This window comes from Kocuria himachalensis (assembly GCF_054784195.1).
The window spans coordinates 113,945-129,848 of sequence record NZ_BAAGPL010000008.1; the positions used below are offsets into that span (position 1 = coordinate 113,945).

The following is a 15,904-nucleotide window of genomic DNA, read 5'->3' on the forward strand; positions in this document are numbered from 1 at the left end:
AGCTCCTCCGGCGGCGCCGACGGCGTTCCCGGCGGCTTTCGGGGGTCCGGTCCGACTGCTAGGTTCTGCCCATCAGGCACGCGGCCCACCGGCCGCCACCGCTGCGCAGGCCCCGAGGAGGACTCCGTGAGCCAGCACCACTCCCACGCCGGCGGTGCCACCGGCGTCGGCACCCGCGCCGTGGTGGTCCGCGGTGGTCCCGTCCTGCGCACCGAGCGGCGCACCGTCGTCGACGAGACCGACCGGACCGTCACGGTCGACGACGGCACCCGGTTCGCCAAGGCCACCGGGCTGGTGTGGGACGCCCCGGCGGTCGATCCCGCCGACCCCGACGGCGCCCACGCCTCGACCCGGCTCGTCACCGAGGGACACCCGGCGTTCGAGCAGCTGTGGGCCGACGCGGTGCTCAGCACCTTCACCGACTCCGACCACGCCGCCTACGTCGAGGGGCTGATCGCCTCGAACCGGCTGGCACGGCGCGGCGACGTGCACGCCCGCTACGACGTGGCCGCCATCATCGACGAGCTCGCCGCCCTGCACCCCGACCTCGAGGCGATCCCCGAGGACCTGTTCTGGGCGGTCGTCGACCGGCACGGCCGCGAGGACGACCGGGACGTCACCTCCTGACGCCGCCCCCGGTCCGGCCCGCCGGGCACCGGGTCAGCGCAGGCGCCCGCCGGAGTGCCGGAGGTAGCAGCCGGCGCACATCGACTCGTAGGACACGGCCACGCCGTCGATGGCCACCTGGTCGCCCTCGAAGACCGGCTCACCGTCCACCGTGCGGGCGTTGAACATCGCCTTGGACCCGCAGCGGCAGATCGTGCGCAGCTCCTCGACCGTGTGGGCCAGGGCCAGCAGGCGCGCCGCGCCCGGGAACGCCTCCGTGCGGAAGTCGGTGCGCAGCCCGTAGGCGAGCACCGGGACGCCGTCCAGCACCGCGATGCGCAGCAGGTCGTCGACCTGGGCCGGAGCGAGGAACTGCGCCTCGTCGACCAGCAGGCAGTGCACCGGTCCGTGCTCCTGGACGGCGGCCCGGAAGCGCTCGCGCGCCTCGTCCTCCGGGGCCAGCAGCAGGTCGACCCGCCGGGACTCCCCCAGGCGCGAGACCACGGTGTCCGCGCCCTTCGAGTCGATGGAGGGCTTCGCGACGAGGACCTTCTGGTCGCGCTCCTCGTAGTTGTGCGCGGCCTGGATCAGCACCGTGGACTTGCCGGAGTTCATCGCCCCGTGGCGGAAGTAGAGCTTCGCCATCAGGGCGTCCGGACGGGCCGGGAGGCGGGGGTGGTCATGCTGGTTCTCCTGGGTTCGTGCCGGGTGATCGGCCGACGGCAGGGCGGACGCCGTGGGTGCCGGTGAACACCCTACGTCCGCGGCGAGGCCGACCGGCGCCCGGCACGACGGCCCGAGCCGGGGCCCAGCACCGCTAACCTGGAGCCCATGGGCTGGCACATCGGCACCTCCGGGTGGAGCTACGACCACTGGGAGCACGTCCTCTATCCCCCGGGCACGGCCCCGGCGAGACGCCTGGAGATCTACACCCGGGCCTTCTCCACCGTGGAGCTCAACGCCAGCTTCTACCGCTGGCCGCGGAGCAGCACGTTCGCCGGCTGGAACCGGCGCCTGCCGGAGGGATTCCGGATGACGGTGAAGGCCCCCCGCGGGCTGACGCACGCGAAGAAGCTCTACGCCCCCGAGACCTGGAGCCGGCGGATCGCCGAGTCCTGGCACGAGCTGCGGGACCGGCGCGGGGTGCTGCTCGTCCAGCTCCCGCCGGCGCAGGCCCGCGACGACGCGCGCCTCGACTGGTTCCTGGCCGGGTTGCCCGACTGGCTGCCGGTCGCGGTGGAGTTCCGCCACGACAGCTGGGTGCACCCGGAGGTGTTCGAGCTGCTCCGGCGCCACGGCGCCGCATACTGCGTGCTGAGCGGGGCCGGGCTGCCCTGCGTCCTGGAGGCCACCGCCCCGTTCGTCTACGTCCGCTTCCACGGCCCCGACCACGACCACCTCTACGCGGGCTCCTACTCGGACACGGACCTGGCCTGGTGGGCGGACCGGATCCGGGAGTGGCACCACGGCGGCCGCGAGGTCTACGCGTACTTCAACAACGACGGCGAGGGCCACGCCGTGCGCAACGCCCTGACGCTGCGCCGGCTCCTCGAGGGCGGCTGAGGAGGGTCCCGGGCCCGGCGCGGCACCGCCGGCCCCGGGGCGTCGCCGAGAGCTGCCGGGGCCCCGGGGGCGAGCGGGAAGCACGGGGCGCGGCACGCCCGGTCCCGGGCATAGGATCGGGCCATCATCGTCGAGCAGGACAGGAGCCGGAGATGGACCGCTACCCCGAGCCCGCGGACCGCAACGAGGCCTACGCGGAGACGAGCCAGGAGGGTCTGGGCGTCCGCGACGAGACCTGGCTGACCGCCGCCACCGACGAGAACAACCGGCGTGCGGACGCCCTCCCCGAGGAGGCGGGCGACGACGTCCTGCCCCCGGAGGACCTGGAGCCGGGGACCGGGCGCCCCGCGGAGGACGAGTAGCCGCGACGCCCGGCAGCGGTTCCGACGGCGGTGCCGGTGGGTGCTGCCACCACCCCCGCCGGTCAGCTTCCCGACGTCCGCTGCTCCCCGTCCGCCAGGGCGTTGAGCTCGTAGGCGGTCCTCCCGTCGAGGGACTCACGGAGGATGTCCGCGTGCCCGGCGTGCCGGGCGTTCTCCTCGACCATGTGCAGCGCCACCCACCGGGCGGGCCACGTCCCCAGGTCCGGTGGGAACCACGGGGCGTCCGGGACGGGGATGCGGGCCTCCGGATCCGCGGTGCGCAGGCCGGCCTCGACCCGGTCGGCCAGCGCGTGCAGGGCGGCGCGCAGGGACTCGGCGGTGTCCTCCGGGCGCACGGCTTCCGGCAGGATCGCGCCGGCCGCCCAGCCGGCGTCGTCCAGCGGTTCTTCCGGCGAGCGGCCGGGGTCCGTGAGCACGGCGAACGGACCGTGCCCCCCGATGAACAGGACGTGCCGGGCCAGCGCGCCCAGGCTCATGGCGCTCGCCGAGGGGGTCGCCCGGAGCTGCTCGGCGTCGAGGCCCTGGAGGGTGGTGGCGACCTGGCGGATCTGCTGGCTCGCGAAGGCCGCCAGGGCGTCGCGCTCGTCGGTGACGGTGGGAGTGAGGAAGGGCATGGTGGGCTCCTGCGGTGTCGTGGGGCTCGGATCGGGGACGGAGCGGGGCGTGTCGGCCGGGCGGCTCAGCGGGTGTGGGCGTACAGGTCGCGCAGCAGGGCGAGCTCCGCGCCGTGGTGGATCAGCTCGCGGTTGATGTGCAGCACGAGGGCGAGCATGGGCAGGTCCGCGTACGGGCCCTCCACCGGGCCGCACGGGCGCGCCAGGTCCGCCTCCGTCAGCGAGTGCACCCCGGCGGTCCAGCGGGCGAACTCGCGATCCAGCTGGGCCAGCGCCTCCTCGGCGGTACCGGCGTACGCCCAGCGCTCGTAGGACGCCTCCGGGCCGGCGAAGTGCCCGTGGCTGCGGACCGCGAGCACGCCGACGACGACGTGCGCCATCCGCCACGCGATCGTCGTGAACGGCGCCGGCACCGGTTCGGGCAGCGCGAAGTCCACCACGAGCTCCCCGCTGCCCGTCTGCATCGGGGTGCGCTCCTCCGTCCAGGGATGGACCGTCCACGCGGATCCGCCGGTGGGGTCGAAGAGGTACTCGTCGTCGGTCAGGCCGGCGAGCCGGGGCCGCAGCTGGTGGACCCAGTGCCGGTCGATCTGGTCCGCGGCACAGCCGGCGACGTCGAGGTCGGTCATGGCGGTTCCTTCCTGTTCGGGGGCCTCAAGCACCATTCCGGGAACGAGACCAGTGTCCGCCCGGTGGCGGACAGATCCTGTCCGCCACTGGGCGGGCACTGCGGTTGTGACGGATTCTGCGCGTCGCGTGCCGCTCCCGCTCCTGCGGCCGGTGCCTCCGGGGCAGGCCGCCGCGCCCCAGCTCGAGGCGGGCGACCCCCAGGGGCGCGGGCGCTCGTGCCTCCGGCCGGGCGGTCGCCGCGAGTGCCGGCCGACCCGGTCTCAGGACAGCGCCGGGGCCGGGCTCAGCCCCGGGGCCGGGCCACGAAGAACTCGTAGGCGTAGCAGTCGGAGTGCTCGCGGAACATGTCGATCTCCGCCTCGCACATCTCGAGCACCGGCAGGGCCTCGGCGGGCCACTCGTCCCCCTCGCGGAGTTCGGCGATCCGGGCCGCCATCGGCGTGTAAAACTCCTCCCACCACACGGCGTCCGGCAGGGTGAAGTGACCGATGACCTCGAAGTCCTGCGCGGCCAGCGCCGCGAGCACGTCGGCCACCGTGCCCATCCCGGGGTACTCGGCGAAGGCGTCCCGCACCGTGGCCGGGACGTCGGGCCGCCGCCACACCGGCTCCGTGAACGCCAGGTAGCCCCCGGGACGCAGCAGGCCGCGGCACAGCGGCAGGGCGGCGTCCAGGCCGATGTTGTACAGGGCGCCCTCGGACCACACCAGGTCCGCGCCGCGCGGCGGCAGCCCGGTCCCGGCCATGTCGGCGGTCAGGGCGTGGACCCGGCCGGAGAGTCCCTGCGCCGCCGCACGGGCGTCCACGACGGCGCGGAACGGGGCGTGGCGGTCCACGGCCACGACGCTGCCGCCGGTGAGCTGGGCCAGGTCGACGGTCTGGGCTCCGGCTCCGCAGCCGAGGTCGACGATCCGCGGTGCGGGCGGCAGCTGCGCGCACATCCTCAGTGCCCGCGCGGTGCACTCCCGGCTGCCCGGGCCCTGCCGGGGCAGCGACTCGAAGAGAGCGACGAAGTAGTCCGTCCCGGACCGGTTCGGCGGGGTCATGCAGGCCACTGTAGGCCCGCTGCGGCAGACCTGCCCCCCATGCCGCGGGGACGGGAGGGTGCTCCAGGGGCAGTCTCGGGGCCGGGGCCGGGTCAGGTGCCCTCCGGTGCCCGGCCGGGGGTTCCGGGGGCGAAGATGGCCAGGAGCTCCCCCACCTCGTGGGAGGCCGTGGCCGGATGGCGGAAGTGCTGGTGGGCGTCGACGGTGTAGTGGCTGCGCCGTCCCACCCGGTCCCGGCGGAGGTACCCGGCGTCCTCGAGGTCCTTGAGGATGGTCAGGGTCGCCCGGGCGGTGATGCCCACCTCGGCGGCGATCTCGGCCACCCGGGCGTCCTGGGACCGTGCCACGACCAGCAGGACGTGGCCGTGGTTGGTGAGGAACGTCCACGGCGGGCGCCGGGACGGACCGGGATGCTCCACCCCTGGACCGTCGGAGTGGCCCGGGTCCGGGGGCGGGGCCCCCGCCGCACCGGGGTGGGAGCTGGAGGGCAATGTCGTGGGTCCTTCCCGTCGGGGATGCCGATTCTACGACTCGATCGGGCCGTGGGAGCGAGCCGGCCGGCGCACGGGGACCGGGGTGGTGCCCGCGCAGGGTCCACGCCGGCGGGACGGCCCGCAGCGGCCTCGGCGGTGTCGCCGGGACCTGGGCGCTGATCCGGCATCCGGACCGGCATCACAGGTCGGCCAGCCGGTGCGAGCGGGCCGGGCGGCGCACGGTGATCAGGGACCCCGATCCGGCCGTGACGAGCACGACCTCGGCCCCGTGCCGGACGGTGGGCACCGGGATCTCCGCAGGGGTGACGATCACCGCCGCTCCGACCCGGCCGGCCGCGTGGGCCACGGCGATGGCCCTCCCCTGACGGGCGCGTCGGGAGGAACAGCTCCGGTGCCACACCACCTGCACTCGGCGGTGAGGCCGGCCGCAGCGAGGATCGGGCGGGTGCGGGCGGCGACGGCCTCGGCCTCGAGCATCGCTTCCCGGTGGACCCGGGCGGCGATGACGGCGTCGGCCGTGAAGGCCGAGCGCAGCATCGGCACCAGCAGCAGCAGCGGGCGGCCCTGGTCGGCGGCGATCCGTGCCGCGCAGCGGGCCGCGGTGACGGCCTCGGGGCCGTCGGTGATCACAGCGGCCACGGGAGGGCGGGGTGCGAGCGCGGTCATCGGCGGTCTCCTTCGGGGTGGGCGTGCTCGGGGTCGTCCCGGTGGGCGTCCCGGTGCAGGGTGGCGGTCTGAGGGCGGCGGCGGGACCACACCGGCTCCAGGGCCGCGTCCTCGGCCTCGGTGGCGACCCGGAACGGGGGCTCGGCCGGGGTCGGCAGCGCCCGGCGGCCCTGCCCCCGGGTGGCCCGCAGGCTCACGACGACCGAGACGGTGATGATCGTGGCCACCACCGCCAGGGAGATCGGGGTCGGGATGTAGAACACGTCGATCTTCAGCAGCATCTTGATCCCCACCCAGATCAGCACCAGGGCCAGGCCGATCTTGAGGTACACGAAGCGGTGGATCAGGTCGGCCAGCAGGAAGTACATGGCCCGCAGGCCCAGGATCGCGAAGGCGTTGGCCGTGAAGACCAGGAACACCTCGTCGGTGACGGCGAAGATCGCCGGGATGGAGTCGACGGCGAAGACGACGTCGGTGGTCTCGATCAGCACCAGCACCGCCAGCAGCGGGGTGGCCAGCAGCACTCCGTTCCGGCGGACCAGCAGCTTCTGCCCGTGGTAGGCCTCGGTCATCGGCACGAAGCGGCGGAAGCCGCGCAGCACCATCGACTGCTCGGGGTCCAGGTGCTCGTTGCGCCGGCGGATCATCCGCCACCCGGTGTAGAGCAGGAACGCGGCGAAGACGTAGAGGACCCGGGAGAAGTTCTGGATCAGCACCGCCCCGGCGGCGATGAAGATCCCGCGGAACACCAGCGCGCCGAGCACCCCCAGGAACAGCACCCGGTGCTGGAACTCGCGGGGAACGGCGAAATAGCTGAAGATGATCGCCCAGACGAAGACGTTGTCCACGGCCAGGGACTTCTCGATCAGGTAGCCGGCGAAGTACTGCTGCCCGAACTCGGGCCCCCACACCTGCCAGACGATGACGCCGAAGGCGACGCCGAAGACCACCCACACCCCCGACCACACCGCCGCCTCACGCACTCCGATGACATGGGCGCGGCGGTGGGCGAACAGGTCCACCGCCAGCATCACCACGATGAAGCCCAGCACCGCGGCCCAGATCCAGAACGGGACATCCATGACGAAACCTTCCGATCGATGCGATCGGAGGTCTCTCCCGGCCCGGGCTGCGGGCCCGCCCGCCGGACCCCTCGTGGGGTCGTAGTGACGACGGAACGCCGGTGGGATACTCCCCTCCTGGTACCAACAAGTGAAACGCGCTTCACCTTTTCGTTCAAGACCCGATCCTGCGCTCCTGGCCGGGCGACGTCACCGAGCCGTCCACCTATCCGTCCGCCGCCCTGCGTGGTGCCGGGAGACTGACCCCCGCAGCGGCGCCCTCCGGAGGGCCCCGGTCCTGCGCTCAGAAGGAGGGAAGAGTGATGGGGTGAGATCGCGCAGGACCGTGGGCGCCGTGTACGGCGCGCTGCTGTTGGCCGACGGGACCCAGTCGCTGCTGATGCTGGTCGCCGAGGGGGTGAGCCAGGTGCGCACCGGGCGTGGCCGGTGGCCAGCACCCGTTGCCGCAGCGCAGCGTGGCAGCGACCGGGTATGGCGGCCCAGAGGTGCTGGAGGTCGTGCACCGACGGCTGAGGACGCCGCGCCGGGACGTGGTGCAGGTGCGGGTCGAGGCCTGCAGCATGAGCGCGGTCGACGAGCAGGCCCGCCAGGAGATGTCCACGTATCCGCCGCGGTTCCCGTTCGCGCCCGGCTAGGCCGTCGTCGGAGTGGTGGACGCCGTCGGGGACGGTGTCACTGTTGTCACCCCGGGGGACCGGGTGGTGGCGATGACGGAGAAGGGCGGCGACGCCGAATACGTCCACGACGCGGACGCCTACGCGAGCTTCTGCACCGAGGACGCCGTGCTGCACGACCCCGAGTACCCGGGACTGCTCAGGGGCCGCGACGCGGTGCGACGAGACATGGCGAAGTTCCTCGCCGCGTTCCCGCTGGTCGTCGGCGAGCAGCAGAGGGTGCTGATCGACGGGGCGCCGACGGGGAGCGCCGCTACTTCGACGGGGCTGGGCTCTTCCGTCAGCTCGGCATGGGCTGACTTGGACGGACCCCTTGAGACCCTGGTCGGCGCGCCCGTCACCATGGCTCCATGGGCACGGGACCTCCCCGGCGACGACCCGGAACACCAGCCGCACCCGGGCGAGACCCGGATGCCGCAGCGCATCGCAAGGACCCCGGAGCGATACGAGCGGCTGGCGCGACGCCTGTCGGAGACCCCTGAGGCTCGCCCATGGCACCGGTCCACGCTGGTCGTATCTCGGCGGAAGTCGCCGCCCGCACCGGGTGACGACCCGGGACGCGGCACGTAGCGTAGAACCATGAACAATCTCGTGCTCTCCCTGACCAGCTCCGCGGCCGCCGGAGCGTTGACGCTCATCTCCCCGTCCGACTGGTCGCCCCGGGTGCGTGCGGCCTACGTCGTGGTGCCGGGAGTCCTGGTCGCCTCCGCAGGGGCGTGGGCGCTCTCCCACAACACCGGCGAGAAGGAGCCCCTCGTCGCCGGCGCCGAGCTCGAGGCCCAGACCGGCGAGGTCCCCGTCTCCGCGCAGCGGTTGCCGGTGGCGGCGCGGGCGGCGCTGCTGCTGAGCCTCGGCGCGGCGACGTGCGGGATCCAGGCCGCATCGCTGCGGATCGACGCGGTGCTCGAGCGCTGGTTGGTCGGACGCGGAGTGACCCATCCGCGCCGCTGGATGGCCGCGCTCGCGGTGCTCGCCTCGCTGGGCATGGACGCCGCCGGGGACCGCGTCAGCACTCTCGCCGGGGAAGACCGCCGGTCCACGTCCTGATGGGCTCGGCGGCCACGAACCACGGTTCGTCCCCGACGGCTGTTACCGTTCCACCAGCAGGCACCGGGCGAACACGTCGCTCGCCGCCTCCGACTCCACGAGGAGCACCCCATGGCCGCGGAGCCAGTCGCCCAGCAGACCGGGCCGGTCGTCGTGCTGATCACCGCTGACAGCATGGAGGGGGTGGTCCCCCACGTCGATTCCGAGCCGGGCACCCGGCAGATCGACCGCCAGTTGCTCGCGCACAGCGCGGGGACGGCCATCGAGACCTCGTGCGGCAGCCCCGTCCTGGGCCGCGACCGGGGCGAGACCGAACATCGCCGTGCCGTCCGGCTCAGGGGCCTGCCGCGCCGGCCGACCCGCTGAGCCGGGGACACGGGTCGATGGACGAGCGGCGGAGGCTGAACGAGGGCGGGGCCGTGTACGCCGGTGCCCGCGCGGTGGTCATTCCCGCCCGCACCGGAGCCACCGGTGCACCCACCACTCGCCGTGTGGTCGTGGCCGCCGACCGGAAGAGCTTCACCCTGGACGACGGGCAGGTCTACGAGCGGCTCTCCGGGGCGCTGTGGTCCCAGCGCTTCTCCCCGGACATCGGCACGCTGCTGGTCCGTCAGGCCTGCACCGAGGGGGCGGCCCTGTTCGACAGCCTCTGGCGCTCGGCCGCGGACACCTCGCCGCGCACCGCTGCCGAGATCGCCGACGCCCAGGAACAGGCTGTCGTCGAGGCGCTGCACGCCCAGCACAGGGTCCCGCCCTGGTCGAGGCCGGACTTCTACTACGACGTGGCTCGGGCGCGGGAGTCGCTGGCCGGTCTGAGCGCGGACCTCACCCGCATCCCCGACGAGAAGTTCTGGGCCGTGGTGGAGCACCACCGTCGCACTCCCGCGGAGATCGCCGGACTCAACCAGCAGGTCGGGCCCGACTGCCTCACCGCCGAGCACGGCACCTGCCGTCGGTGTCGGCCCGTGCACGTGTGGGCATGGGTGGCCGAGCGCCGCTGGAGCCACCACGGTGGGGACCCGTCCGTGGTCTACGACGTCGACGCGATCCTCGCCGCGCTCGAGCGCATCGACCCCGGGTATCAGCACACTCCGGGCCGGGTCCTGACCCGCGTCCTCGACGAGCACCACCGTTCGGAGCCGGAACCGGAGCACGCCACACGAGCGGGGCACTGACGGACCGGGCACGACGGCGATCCGCCGGTCCCTGCTGGACCGGTTCTTGCCCCGCGTCTCCACCGACCAGCGGACGGAGAACAGTTACCCGGCGAACAGCAACGATGTGCCGGCCACCCGGAGGATCCCGTCCGCGCTCATCAGCGCGCCCCCGTGTCGGTCACGCCCGCCTCCGCCATGCCGCCAGCGCAACGACCCGCGAGCTGGAAGCCGCGCGGGCCCGCCGCAATGGCCCGGCGGGCCACGTCCGACGTCATCGACACATAGGATCTGACCGGGGTCCGCACCCGCGCGCTCGGTGAGCCCTGCTCGGCAACTGATCCCCTCGACGACAGGACACACCCATGCGGCGACCCGTTCTTGCTCTGCTCGCCCTCACCTCCCTGACCCTGACCGGCTGCGGGCCGACCGCCGACGACATCCAGGCGATGGTGGACGGCGAGCCCGCCTACGACGACGCGCTGGCGCTGCGGGAAGCCGTCGTCGACGCCGGTGTCGAGTGCCCGGGCACGGATCAGCTGCAGGCCCCGGCCGATGCGGCGACCACTTTCCTCGACTGCACCAACGGCGTCATGGCGATGGCGGTCGCGGGATCCGCGGAGAGCATGGAGGAGCTCCGGGACCTCCTCAGCAGCGAGCAGAACGCCTCCATCCTGCACACGGCCGACTGGTTCGTCATCTCGAGGGACGAGGCTCCGCTCCGGCAGCTGCAGGACGAGCTCGGCGGGCAGATCACCGCGCACCCCTGAAACGAGAGCGAGCACCCGTCGTGACACCGGACCCCCATCCCGTGCCCAAGACCTCCCTGACCGACAGCCCGGTCGTTCACGTCCAGGGCGAGCAGCGCCCGGACCTGTTCTGGCGTGGCGCCGCGGGGCTCGCCCTGTTCTTCACCGCGGTGATCGTCGCAGTCCTGATCGGGGTGTCGGCAGTTCTGATGGCGATGTTCTGGAACCCGTGGCTGCTGTTCACGCTGATCTTCGTCGCGGCCGGAGTCCTGCTCCTGGTGAAGACGGTGGCCGCGGTGCGGAGGACGGTCTGGCACGCGCGCCACCGCTCGAGCTTCGCCCTGCGCGAGGCGGGCCTCGAGACGACAGAGTGGAACACCGTCGGCGCCGAATCCCCGGTGAGCCGTGTCATTCCCCTGGAGGCCGTGGCCACGGTGGTGACCTCGTACCGGATCGTGCGCCGCGGGCTCCTCGTCCAGAACGGCGGCGGAACGCTGACCGAGACGGCACCGACCCTTCAAGTCCTCTTCGACCAGGACGGACGCCGTCAGATCACCAGCGTCCCGTTCGCCTCGCACCAGGACCCGGGGGTCGATGTCTGGATCAAGGAGCTGCGCCGGCGCGGCGTCGAGCTCAACTACACCGCCCGGCCGCTGTCGTGGAAGGAGGAGGACTACCTCAGCGACGAGGAGCGCCTGGCGTACTTCGCGACCACCGACGAGCTCATCGGCTTCCCGGCCACCGGCGGCTGGCTGGCGAACATGAGCCGGTTGGAGAACAGCTGGTACCAGCACACGAAGCAGCTCCGGGAGCAGGCCGAGGAGCGTGACCCGCAACTGCGCGCCGCCCGGTTGAAGCCCACTTTCCAGCACTGGATCCTGGGCGCCTGGTGCGCCGGCATGTACGCCCTCGGCGCCGGGTACCTCCTGTCCTGCCTCGTGCAGCACAGGACGCTCCCTCCCGGCGCGTGGCCGCTCGAGATCCTCGTGGTCCTGCCCGCGGCCGCGCTCTTCTTCCTGCCGCTGCGTCGCAGCCTGCGCTGGTACCACGGGCTGGTGTGCTGGCTGCTGCTGGTCGTCATCGCCTTCGCCGTCGTGGTGGGCACCGTGGAGATGGGACCTGCCGCCGAGCAGATGGCGATGATCGGGTTCGGACTGACCGTCCTCTCCGCCGCCCTGCTGTGGGCCCCGTACCTGCTCGTGAAGCGCAGCGCACCTCGTGACGAGCTCGCCAGAAGTGCTGGAGCTTCGTAGCCTTCCTCGCTGTCCCTGACGCCGCTCCTGAGCCCCCGGCACGGGGACGTCGTCGCCCCTTTTCCGGCGCCGCACATATGGGGGTCGATCCCCCGGTCACGCGCGTGAGGAGCGCCGCCCAGGAGCATCCTCGCGTCCGAGCCCACCGGCGACATCTAGTCCGGCGTCGGGCGCACGGCTCAGCTCCACATGCGGCACGGCCATCAGGCGGAGACGAATCCGCACAAGGTCGACTCCGCTGTCGGGCACCGCGTCGCACCCCGACGAACTCCCGGCCGGGTGCTGCGGATCGCCATGATGCTGCCGTGGGCGGTGCTGTCCCCCTTCTGGTTCCCCACGGGGAGATGGGACGCCGGCGGAGATGGCTCCGCGCTGCGACGTCGGCTGGGGCAACCGGTTCGCAACAGTGCGGACAGCCGTTGGCAGATGCAACTTCTAGGCTGATGCGTGCCGGAGGCTCTCGCCGCCGGCCCGAGCAGGAAGGAGCTTCCCGTGGGCATCGCCGTCATGGTCCCGTTGTTCGTCGTGGTGCTGACCAACATCGTGCTCACGCTGGCGCGGAGACCGATCGCGGCACGGCTGGCGTCCGACCCGCAGGAGACTCCGAAGGTGGCCGTCGCGCCGGCGGTGACGTCCTTCCATGTCGCGATCCTCGCGATGAGCGTGGTGTTCACCGTGATGCTGATGCTGCAGGTGCTCTACGCCAATCCGTCGCGCGTGACGAGTGTCGGACCGGTCGTCGCGCTGGTCCTGTTCGCGGCCTTCTACGCCCAGGCACGGTTCATGTCGGAGAAGATGGCCGATCAGGCTCACCGGGGCTGGCGGATCGGTGCAGCTCGCGGTGAGACCGCTGAGATCTACGCCGAGGTGTTCCGCGCACGGTCCTGGATCCTGGCCCTGGGACTGGTCGGTCCGGTGCTGGTGCTGCTGGCCCTGGTGTTCTTCTTCGGGGCGCTGGGCGACGTCGGGCAGATGCCGTCAGGGATGCTGCTGGACTGAGCGCCGCTCCTCGTCCTGACGGTCCCTCTCCTGTGTTCGGGTCCGCCACTCCGGCCGGTTGAGCACCGGCCGCCCGATGAGGAACAGGACGGCGACAAGACGTTCCGCACACCTGGAGGGTAGGGGAACGACCAGGCACGCACCCGCTCGGACCACTGCCCACAACGCCGATGTCCTGATCGCGCCACAGCACTGCCCCGGTCAACGAACCATTCTGGTGCGCACGCGCTCTGAAGCCGGTCATGCACATGAAAAGCCCCGCCATCGACAGGATTCGTTCTCCCGTCAACAGCGGGACTCCCGTCCTCGGCCTGATCCGGCCGTTCTCTGTGCGCAAGGGTGACATGAAAACTGCCGGACGGAGTCTTCGGCGGCCACAACCACCGGGGAGCCACGGGTACGCCGAAGTCCGTCGCCGGAGGTGCGGGCGGTCTCGCGTGCTGCTGCGGCGACGCCGCTGATCTGGGTGGTCATGCCCGGAATGTGTGCGGCCGCCAAGCCAGTGGGCACGACAACGGCCGACGCACCGAGGATCCCGTGCACCGGCCGGGACGGGCGGGCTCAGTGATGGGCGCGGAAGAACCCCTCCGACAGCAGGTACCCGGCGCGGGTCTGCTACTTGAGCTCGGCGATGCAGCCGTGGATGTCGTTGAAGGCGTCGTGGTCGCGCCCGAAGGCCGGCAAGGCACGCCGAACTCCGGGGCGCAGCGCAGGAACATCTGGTGCCCGGAAGAGACGTCGATGACTCGTTGCGTTCGGCTGTGAGGAACGCGGTCAGCGCGTGAAACTGATCGAGCCCGGCCCCGACACCGAGGGCTGGGACCGACTCGTCTCGCGCATCGGACCGTCCTGGAAGGTCGACGCGGTGCTGGGCCCCGAGGACTCCCCCTGGGTGGCGCTGGATCCCGACGGCGGGACTGCGGTGGCCTGCCTGTTCGTCGACGAGGCCCGGTTCCTCTCCTCGATCCCGGTCGAGGACCTGTTCCTGATCACCGTGGAAGCCAACGTCCCGGTGAGGGCCTACGGTCTGCGCACCGGCTTCCGCGCTGAGCCGCTCTCCGGGGCCGCCCGGCTGCTTGCACTGGCGCACGGCATCGAGGAGATCCAGACGAACTGCCGGTGCGGGTCCAAGGCGATCTCAACGGGCGCTCCGTCGACGGGACGATCACCGTCGACGGTCCCAGGTCGCCGTGGACGGCGCCATCACCTGCGAGAACCACGAGGCGTTGTGCGGGGCCAGCTACATCACTGCGCTGAAGCTCAAAGCCCTCCCTCTGCCGCTCGGTACCCGGGCCCGCCAGCTGACCGGCGTCGGAGCGGTGCTCGATGGCCCACCTCATCGAAAAGCGCCCGTACTTCCCCGACGGCTGCTCCCCGGACGACGCCGATGGCTCGAGCTTCATGGCCGGCGTCGAGTACCGCGGCCGTGGGAAGTGGTCGGTGCACAAGCGTGGGCAACGCTGTGTGCAGCTCTCCTCCACGGGCACGACTTCGCCGCCGCCTGTGCGCCGGCCGAGGTCGCGGTGGAAAGCCTGGAGGTCCACGGCATGACGTGAGCACAGTGGGCTGTCCACCAGCGCAGGCACGCACCGGCACCCGATCCGGAGGTCGAGATGCTCGAGGCCGCCGCGGACTGAGTCGGCGCCGTTCCACGGGTCCTCCCGAGCTTCCTCTCACGCCCCGGATACGCTGAGAACACCCCCTCCCATTCCGCAGCCTCTTCGCTGGTTCCCGAGCGGCAATCCGGCGTCCTCCCGCACCCCCGACACCTGTCCGACCCCACCTTCTGATCGGAAGGACTGCCCCCATGCCCCAGGAGACACCGGTTCACCTGCGCGACGACGAGACGCGCAGGGGCTTTCGGTTTCGCCCAACGCAGGTCGTGGGTGTTCTGGGCGTGGTGGTGCGGGGCCGTGCTCGTGATCTCCGGGGCTGTGCAGGCCGTGCTCGCCGGCATTCCTGGGCAGAGCGCGGAGCTCGGCATCTCCCTGACGGTTATGGGCAGCGCTCTCGCCGCTGCGGGGTGGCTCCTCACGATGGGGTGGCGGTTCACGCGCAAGCTGCCCAAACCCGCCTCCGACATCCCCCAGGTCGAGCAGGGGATACGCATCACCCCCAACATCATCCGGGTCGTGGTCATCGGAGCAGTGCTGATCGTCCTCGCCTCGGCTCTGTTCATACCCCAGGTTGGCTTCCCGGATGCGTTCCCCATCCTCGGGATGCTCGTGGGCTTCCTGTGGAGCGTCGCCGCAGGGTTGGCCTGCACAGGCCGGGTCATGAAGACAGGCCGGGTCATGAAGAACAGTGCCGACCTCTACGCCCGCTGGCTCTCCCGCCGCTGAACACGCTCCCGGCAACCAACTCGAGACCCACCCAACGACAGGAACCCCCACTGTGAAGAGAATGCTTGCCGCCACCACCCTGCTCGGACTCACCGCGCTGACGGGGTGCTCTGCCACTGCCGCCCCGGAGGATGACCCGTCTTCATCGGCCACTAGTCCGGTGCAAGCCCTGCCGTCAGAAACCTCCCCCGCTTCGGAGTCATCCTCCACGCCGGAAGCTGCAGCTGCCGGTGGGGACATCAAGGGCGCGTGCGAGGACTTCAACACTCTCTGGGCCGACTACGCGGCCGTGGCGGGCGACGATCCGAACGCCTACGAGGAGATCTACCTGGCATCCGAAGACGCCAAGGAGACCGCCCCGGAGGAGGTGTCCGGACTCTTCGCCGCCCTGAGCCTCATCGCCATCGACCACTCGTCGGCGGCCGAGACCGGCGGGGAGCCAGAACAGGCGTCCAAGGACGCCGTGCGCGACGCCGTCTTCGCCAACGCAGGCGCCTGCACCGCCGCCGGCGTCACTCTGCAGCTGTGACGCGCACCCGGGATCGCCCAGTGACCAGCTTCGCCACGCTTCCGCACAGGGCCTCCCCGCGCACGCCGCGCACT

Annotated in this window: 22 protein-coding genes; 14 read left to right on the forward strand and 8 right to left on the reverse strand. The window is 72.0% G+C overall.

Annotated elements, in window-relative coordinates; translation table 11 throughout:
* Window positions 1-126 precede the first annotated feature (126 nt).
* Complete coding sequence (locus tag ACYVM4_RS06035; protein ID WP_368819718.1) at window positions 127-627, forward strand: hypothetical protein; 501 nt, start codon at window positions 127-129, stop codon at window positions 625-627.
* A gap of 33 nt (window positions 628-660) precedes the next feature.
* Here the strand turns inward: ACYVM4_RS06035 and ACYVM4_RS06040 are convergent, their stop codons facing one another.
* Window positions 661-1,251 (reverse strand): thymidine kinase, encoded by a 591-nt coding sequence (locus ACYVM4_RS06040; RefSeq protein ID WP_460667959.1) that lies wholly within the window; start codon window positions 1,249-1,251, stop codon window positions 661-663.
* Window positions 1,252-1,437: 186 nt separating this feature from the next.
* On the opposite strand from ACYVM4_RS06040, the gene ACYVM4_RS06045 reads away from it, so the two are divergent.
* Window positions 1,438-2,169: a DUF72 domain-containing protein gene (locus ACYVM4_RS06045; RefSeq protein WP_368819730.1), complete on the forward strand. Its 732-nt coding sequence runs from the start codon at window positions 1,438-1,440 to the stop codon at window positions 2,167-2,169.
* A 152-nt stretch (window positions 2,170-2,321) separates the two neighbouring features.
* Window positions 2,322-2,531, forward strand: coding sequence for a hypothetical protein (locus tag ACYVM4_RS06050; protein ID WP_368819732.1), 210 nt, complete (start codon window positions 2,322-2,324; stop codon window positions 2,529-2,531).
* Window positions 2,532-2,593: 62 nt separating this feature from the next.
* On the opposite strand, the gene ACYVM4_RS06055 is transcribed toward ACYVM4_RS06050, so the two are convergent.
* From ACYVM4_RS06055 to ACYVM4_RS06085, 7 genes are all read right to left on the reverse strand, one after another.
* Window positions 2,594-3,166 (reverse strand): mycothiol transferase, encoded by a 573-nt coding sequence (locus tag ACYVM4_RS06055; protein WP_460667960.1) that lies wholly within the window; start codon window positions 3,164-3,166, stop codon window positions 2,594-2,596.
* A gap of 65 nt (window positions 3,167-3,231) precedes the next feature.
* Window positions 3,232-3,795 (reverse strand): DinB family protein, encoded by a 564-nt coding sequence (locus ACYVM4_RS06060; RefSeq protein WP_460667961.1) that lies wholly within the window; start codon window positions 3,793-3,795, stop codon window positions 3,232-3,234.
* 284 nt (window positions 3,796-4,079) lie between these two features.
* Complete coding sequence (locus ACYVM4_RS06065; protein WP_460667962.1) at window positions 4,080-4,841, reverse strand: SAM-dependent methyltransferase; 762 nt, start codon at window positions 4,839-4,841, stop codon at window positions 4,080-4,082.
* A gap of 92 nt (window positions 4,842-4,933) precedes the next feature.
* On the reverse strand, window positions 4,934-5,260 hold the full coding sequence (locus tag ACYVM4_RS06070) for a helix-turn-helix transcriptional regulator (RefSeq protein WP_368819908.1): 327 nt from the start codon (window positions 5,258-5,260) through the stop codon (window positions 4,934-4,936).
* Window positions 5,261-5,513: 253 nt separating this feature from the next.
* On the reverse strand, window positions 5,514-5,648 hold the full coding sequence (locus tag ACYVM4_RS06075) for a hypothetical protein (RefSeq protein ID WP_368819738.1): 135 nt from the start codon (window positions 5,646-5,648) through the stop codon (window positions 5,514-5,516).
* On the reverse strand, window positions 5,645-6,001 hold the full coding sequence (locus ACYVM4_RS06080; RefSeq protein WP_460667963.1) for a hypothetical protein: 357 nt from the start codon (window positions 5,999-6,001) through the stop codon (window positions 5,645-5,647). Before ACYVM4_RS06080 ends, ACYVM4_RS06075 begins: the two co-directional genes overlap by 4 nt.
* A complete protein-coding gene (locus tag ACYVM4_RS06085; RefSeq protein WP_368819740.1) occupies window positions 5,998-7,083 on the reverse strand; it encodes a TerC family protein in 1,086 nt (361 codons plus the stop codon). The genes ACYVM4_RS06080 and ACYVM4_RS06085 overlap by 4 nt, the downstream gene beginning before the upstream one ends.
* A gap of 497 nt (window positions 7,084-7,580) precedes the next feature.
* Between ACYVM4_RS06085 and ACYVM4_RS06090 the strand changes: the two genes are divergently transcribed.
* From ACYVM4_RS06090 to ACYVM4_RS06140, 11 genes are all read left to right on the forward strand, one after another.
* Window positions 7,581-7,718, forward strand: coding sequence for a hypothetical protein (locus ACYVM4_RS06090; protein ID WP_368819742.1), 138 nt, complete (start codon window positions 7,581-7,583; stop codon window positions 7,716-7,718).
* 15 nt (window positions 7,719-7,733) lie between these two features.
* Window positions 7,734-8,327, forward strand: a complete 594-nt coding sequence (locus ACYVM4_RS06095) for a nuclear transport factor 2 family protein (RefSeq protein WP_368819743.1) — start codon at window positions 7,734-7,736, stop codon at window positions 8,325-8,327.
* A 9-nt stretch (window positions 8,328-8,336) separates the two neighbouring features.
* Window positions 8,337-8,804, forward strand: a complete 468-nt coding sequence (locus tag ACYVM4_RS06100; RefSeq protein WP_368819744.1) for a hypothetical protein — start codon at window positions 8,337-8,339, stop codon at window positions 8,802-8,804.
* 111 nt (window positions 8,805-8,915) lie between these two features.
* Window positions 8,916-9,170 (forward strand): hypothetical protein, encoded by a 255-nt coding sequence (locus tag ACYVM4_RS06105; protein WP_368819746.1) that lies wholly within the window; start codon window positions 8,916-8,918, stop codon window positions 9,168-9,170.
* Between the two features lie 17 nt (window positions 9,171-9,187).
* Window positions 9,188-9,979, forward strand: a complete 792-nt coding sequence (locus tag ACYVM4_RS06110; protein ID WP_368819747.1) for a hypothetical protein — start codon at window positions 9,188-9,190, stop codon at window positions 9,977-9,979.
* 344 nt (window positions 9,980-10,323) lie between these two features.
* Window positions 10,324-10,728, forward strand: a complete 405-nt coding sequence (locus ACYVM4_RS06115) for a hypothetical protein (protein ID WP_368819748.1) — start codon at window positions 10,324-10,326, stop codon at window positions 10,726-10,728.
* Between the two features lie 41 nt (window positions 10,729-10,769).
* Window positions 10,770-11,960 (forward strand): hypothetical protein, encoded by a 1,191-nt coding sequence (locus ACYVM4_RS06120; protein ID WP_460667964.1) that lies wholly within the window; start codon window positions 10,770-10,772, stop codon window positions 11,958-11,960.
* Between the two features lie 492 nt (window positions 11,961-12,452).
* Entirely contained in the window at window positions 12,453-12,959 is a 507-nt protein-coding gene (locus ACYVM4_RS06125; protein ID WP_460667965.1) for a hypothetical protein, read from the forward strand.
* A gap of 922 nt (window positions 12,960-13,881) precedes the next feature.
* Window positions 13,882-14,652: a thymidine kinase gene (locus ACYVM4_RS06130; RefSeq protein WP_460668036.1), complete on the forward strand. Its 771-nt coding sequence runs from the start codon at window positions 13,882-13,884 to the stop codon at window positions 14,650-14,652.
* A gap of 193 nt (window positions 14,653-14,845) precedes the next feature.
* A complete protein-coding gene (locus ACYVM4_RS06135; protein ID WP_460667966.1) occupies window positions 14,846-15,301 on the forward strand; it encodes a hypothetical protein in 456 nt (151 codons plus the stop codon).
* Between the two features lie 61 nt (window positions 15,302-15,362).
* Window positions 15,363-15,830: a hypothetical protein gene (locus tag ACYVM4_RS06140; protein WP_460667967.1), complete on the forward strand. Its 468-nt coding sequence runs from the start codon at window positions 15,363-15,365 to the stop codon at window positions 15,828-15,830.
* Window positions 15,831-15,904 lie beyond the last annotated feature (74 nt).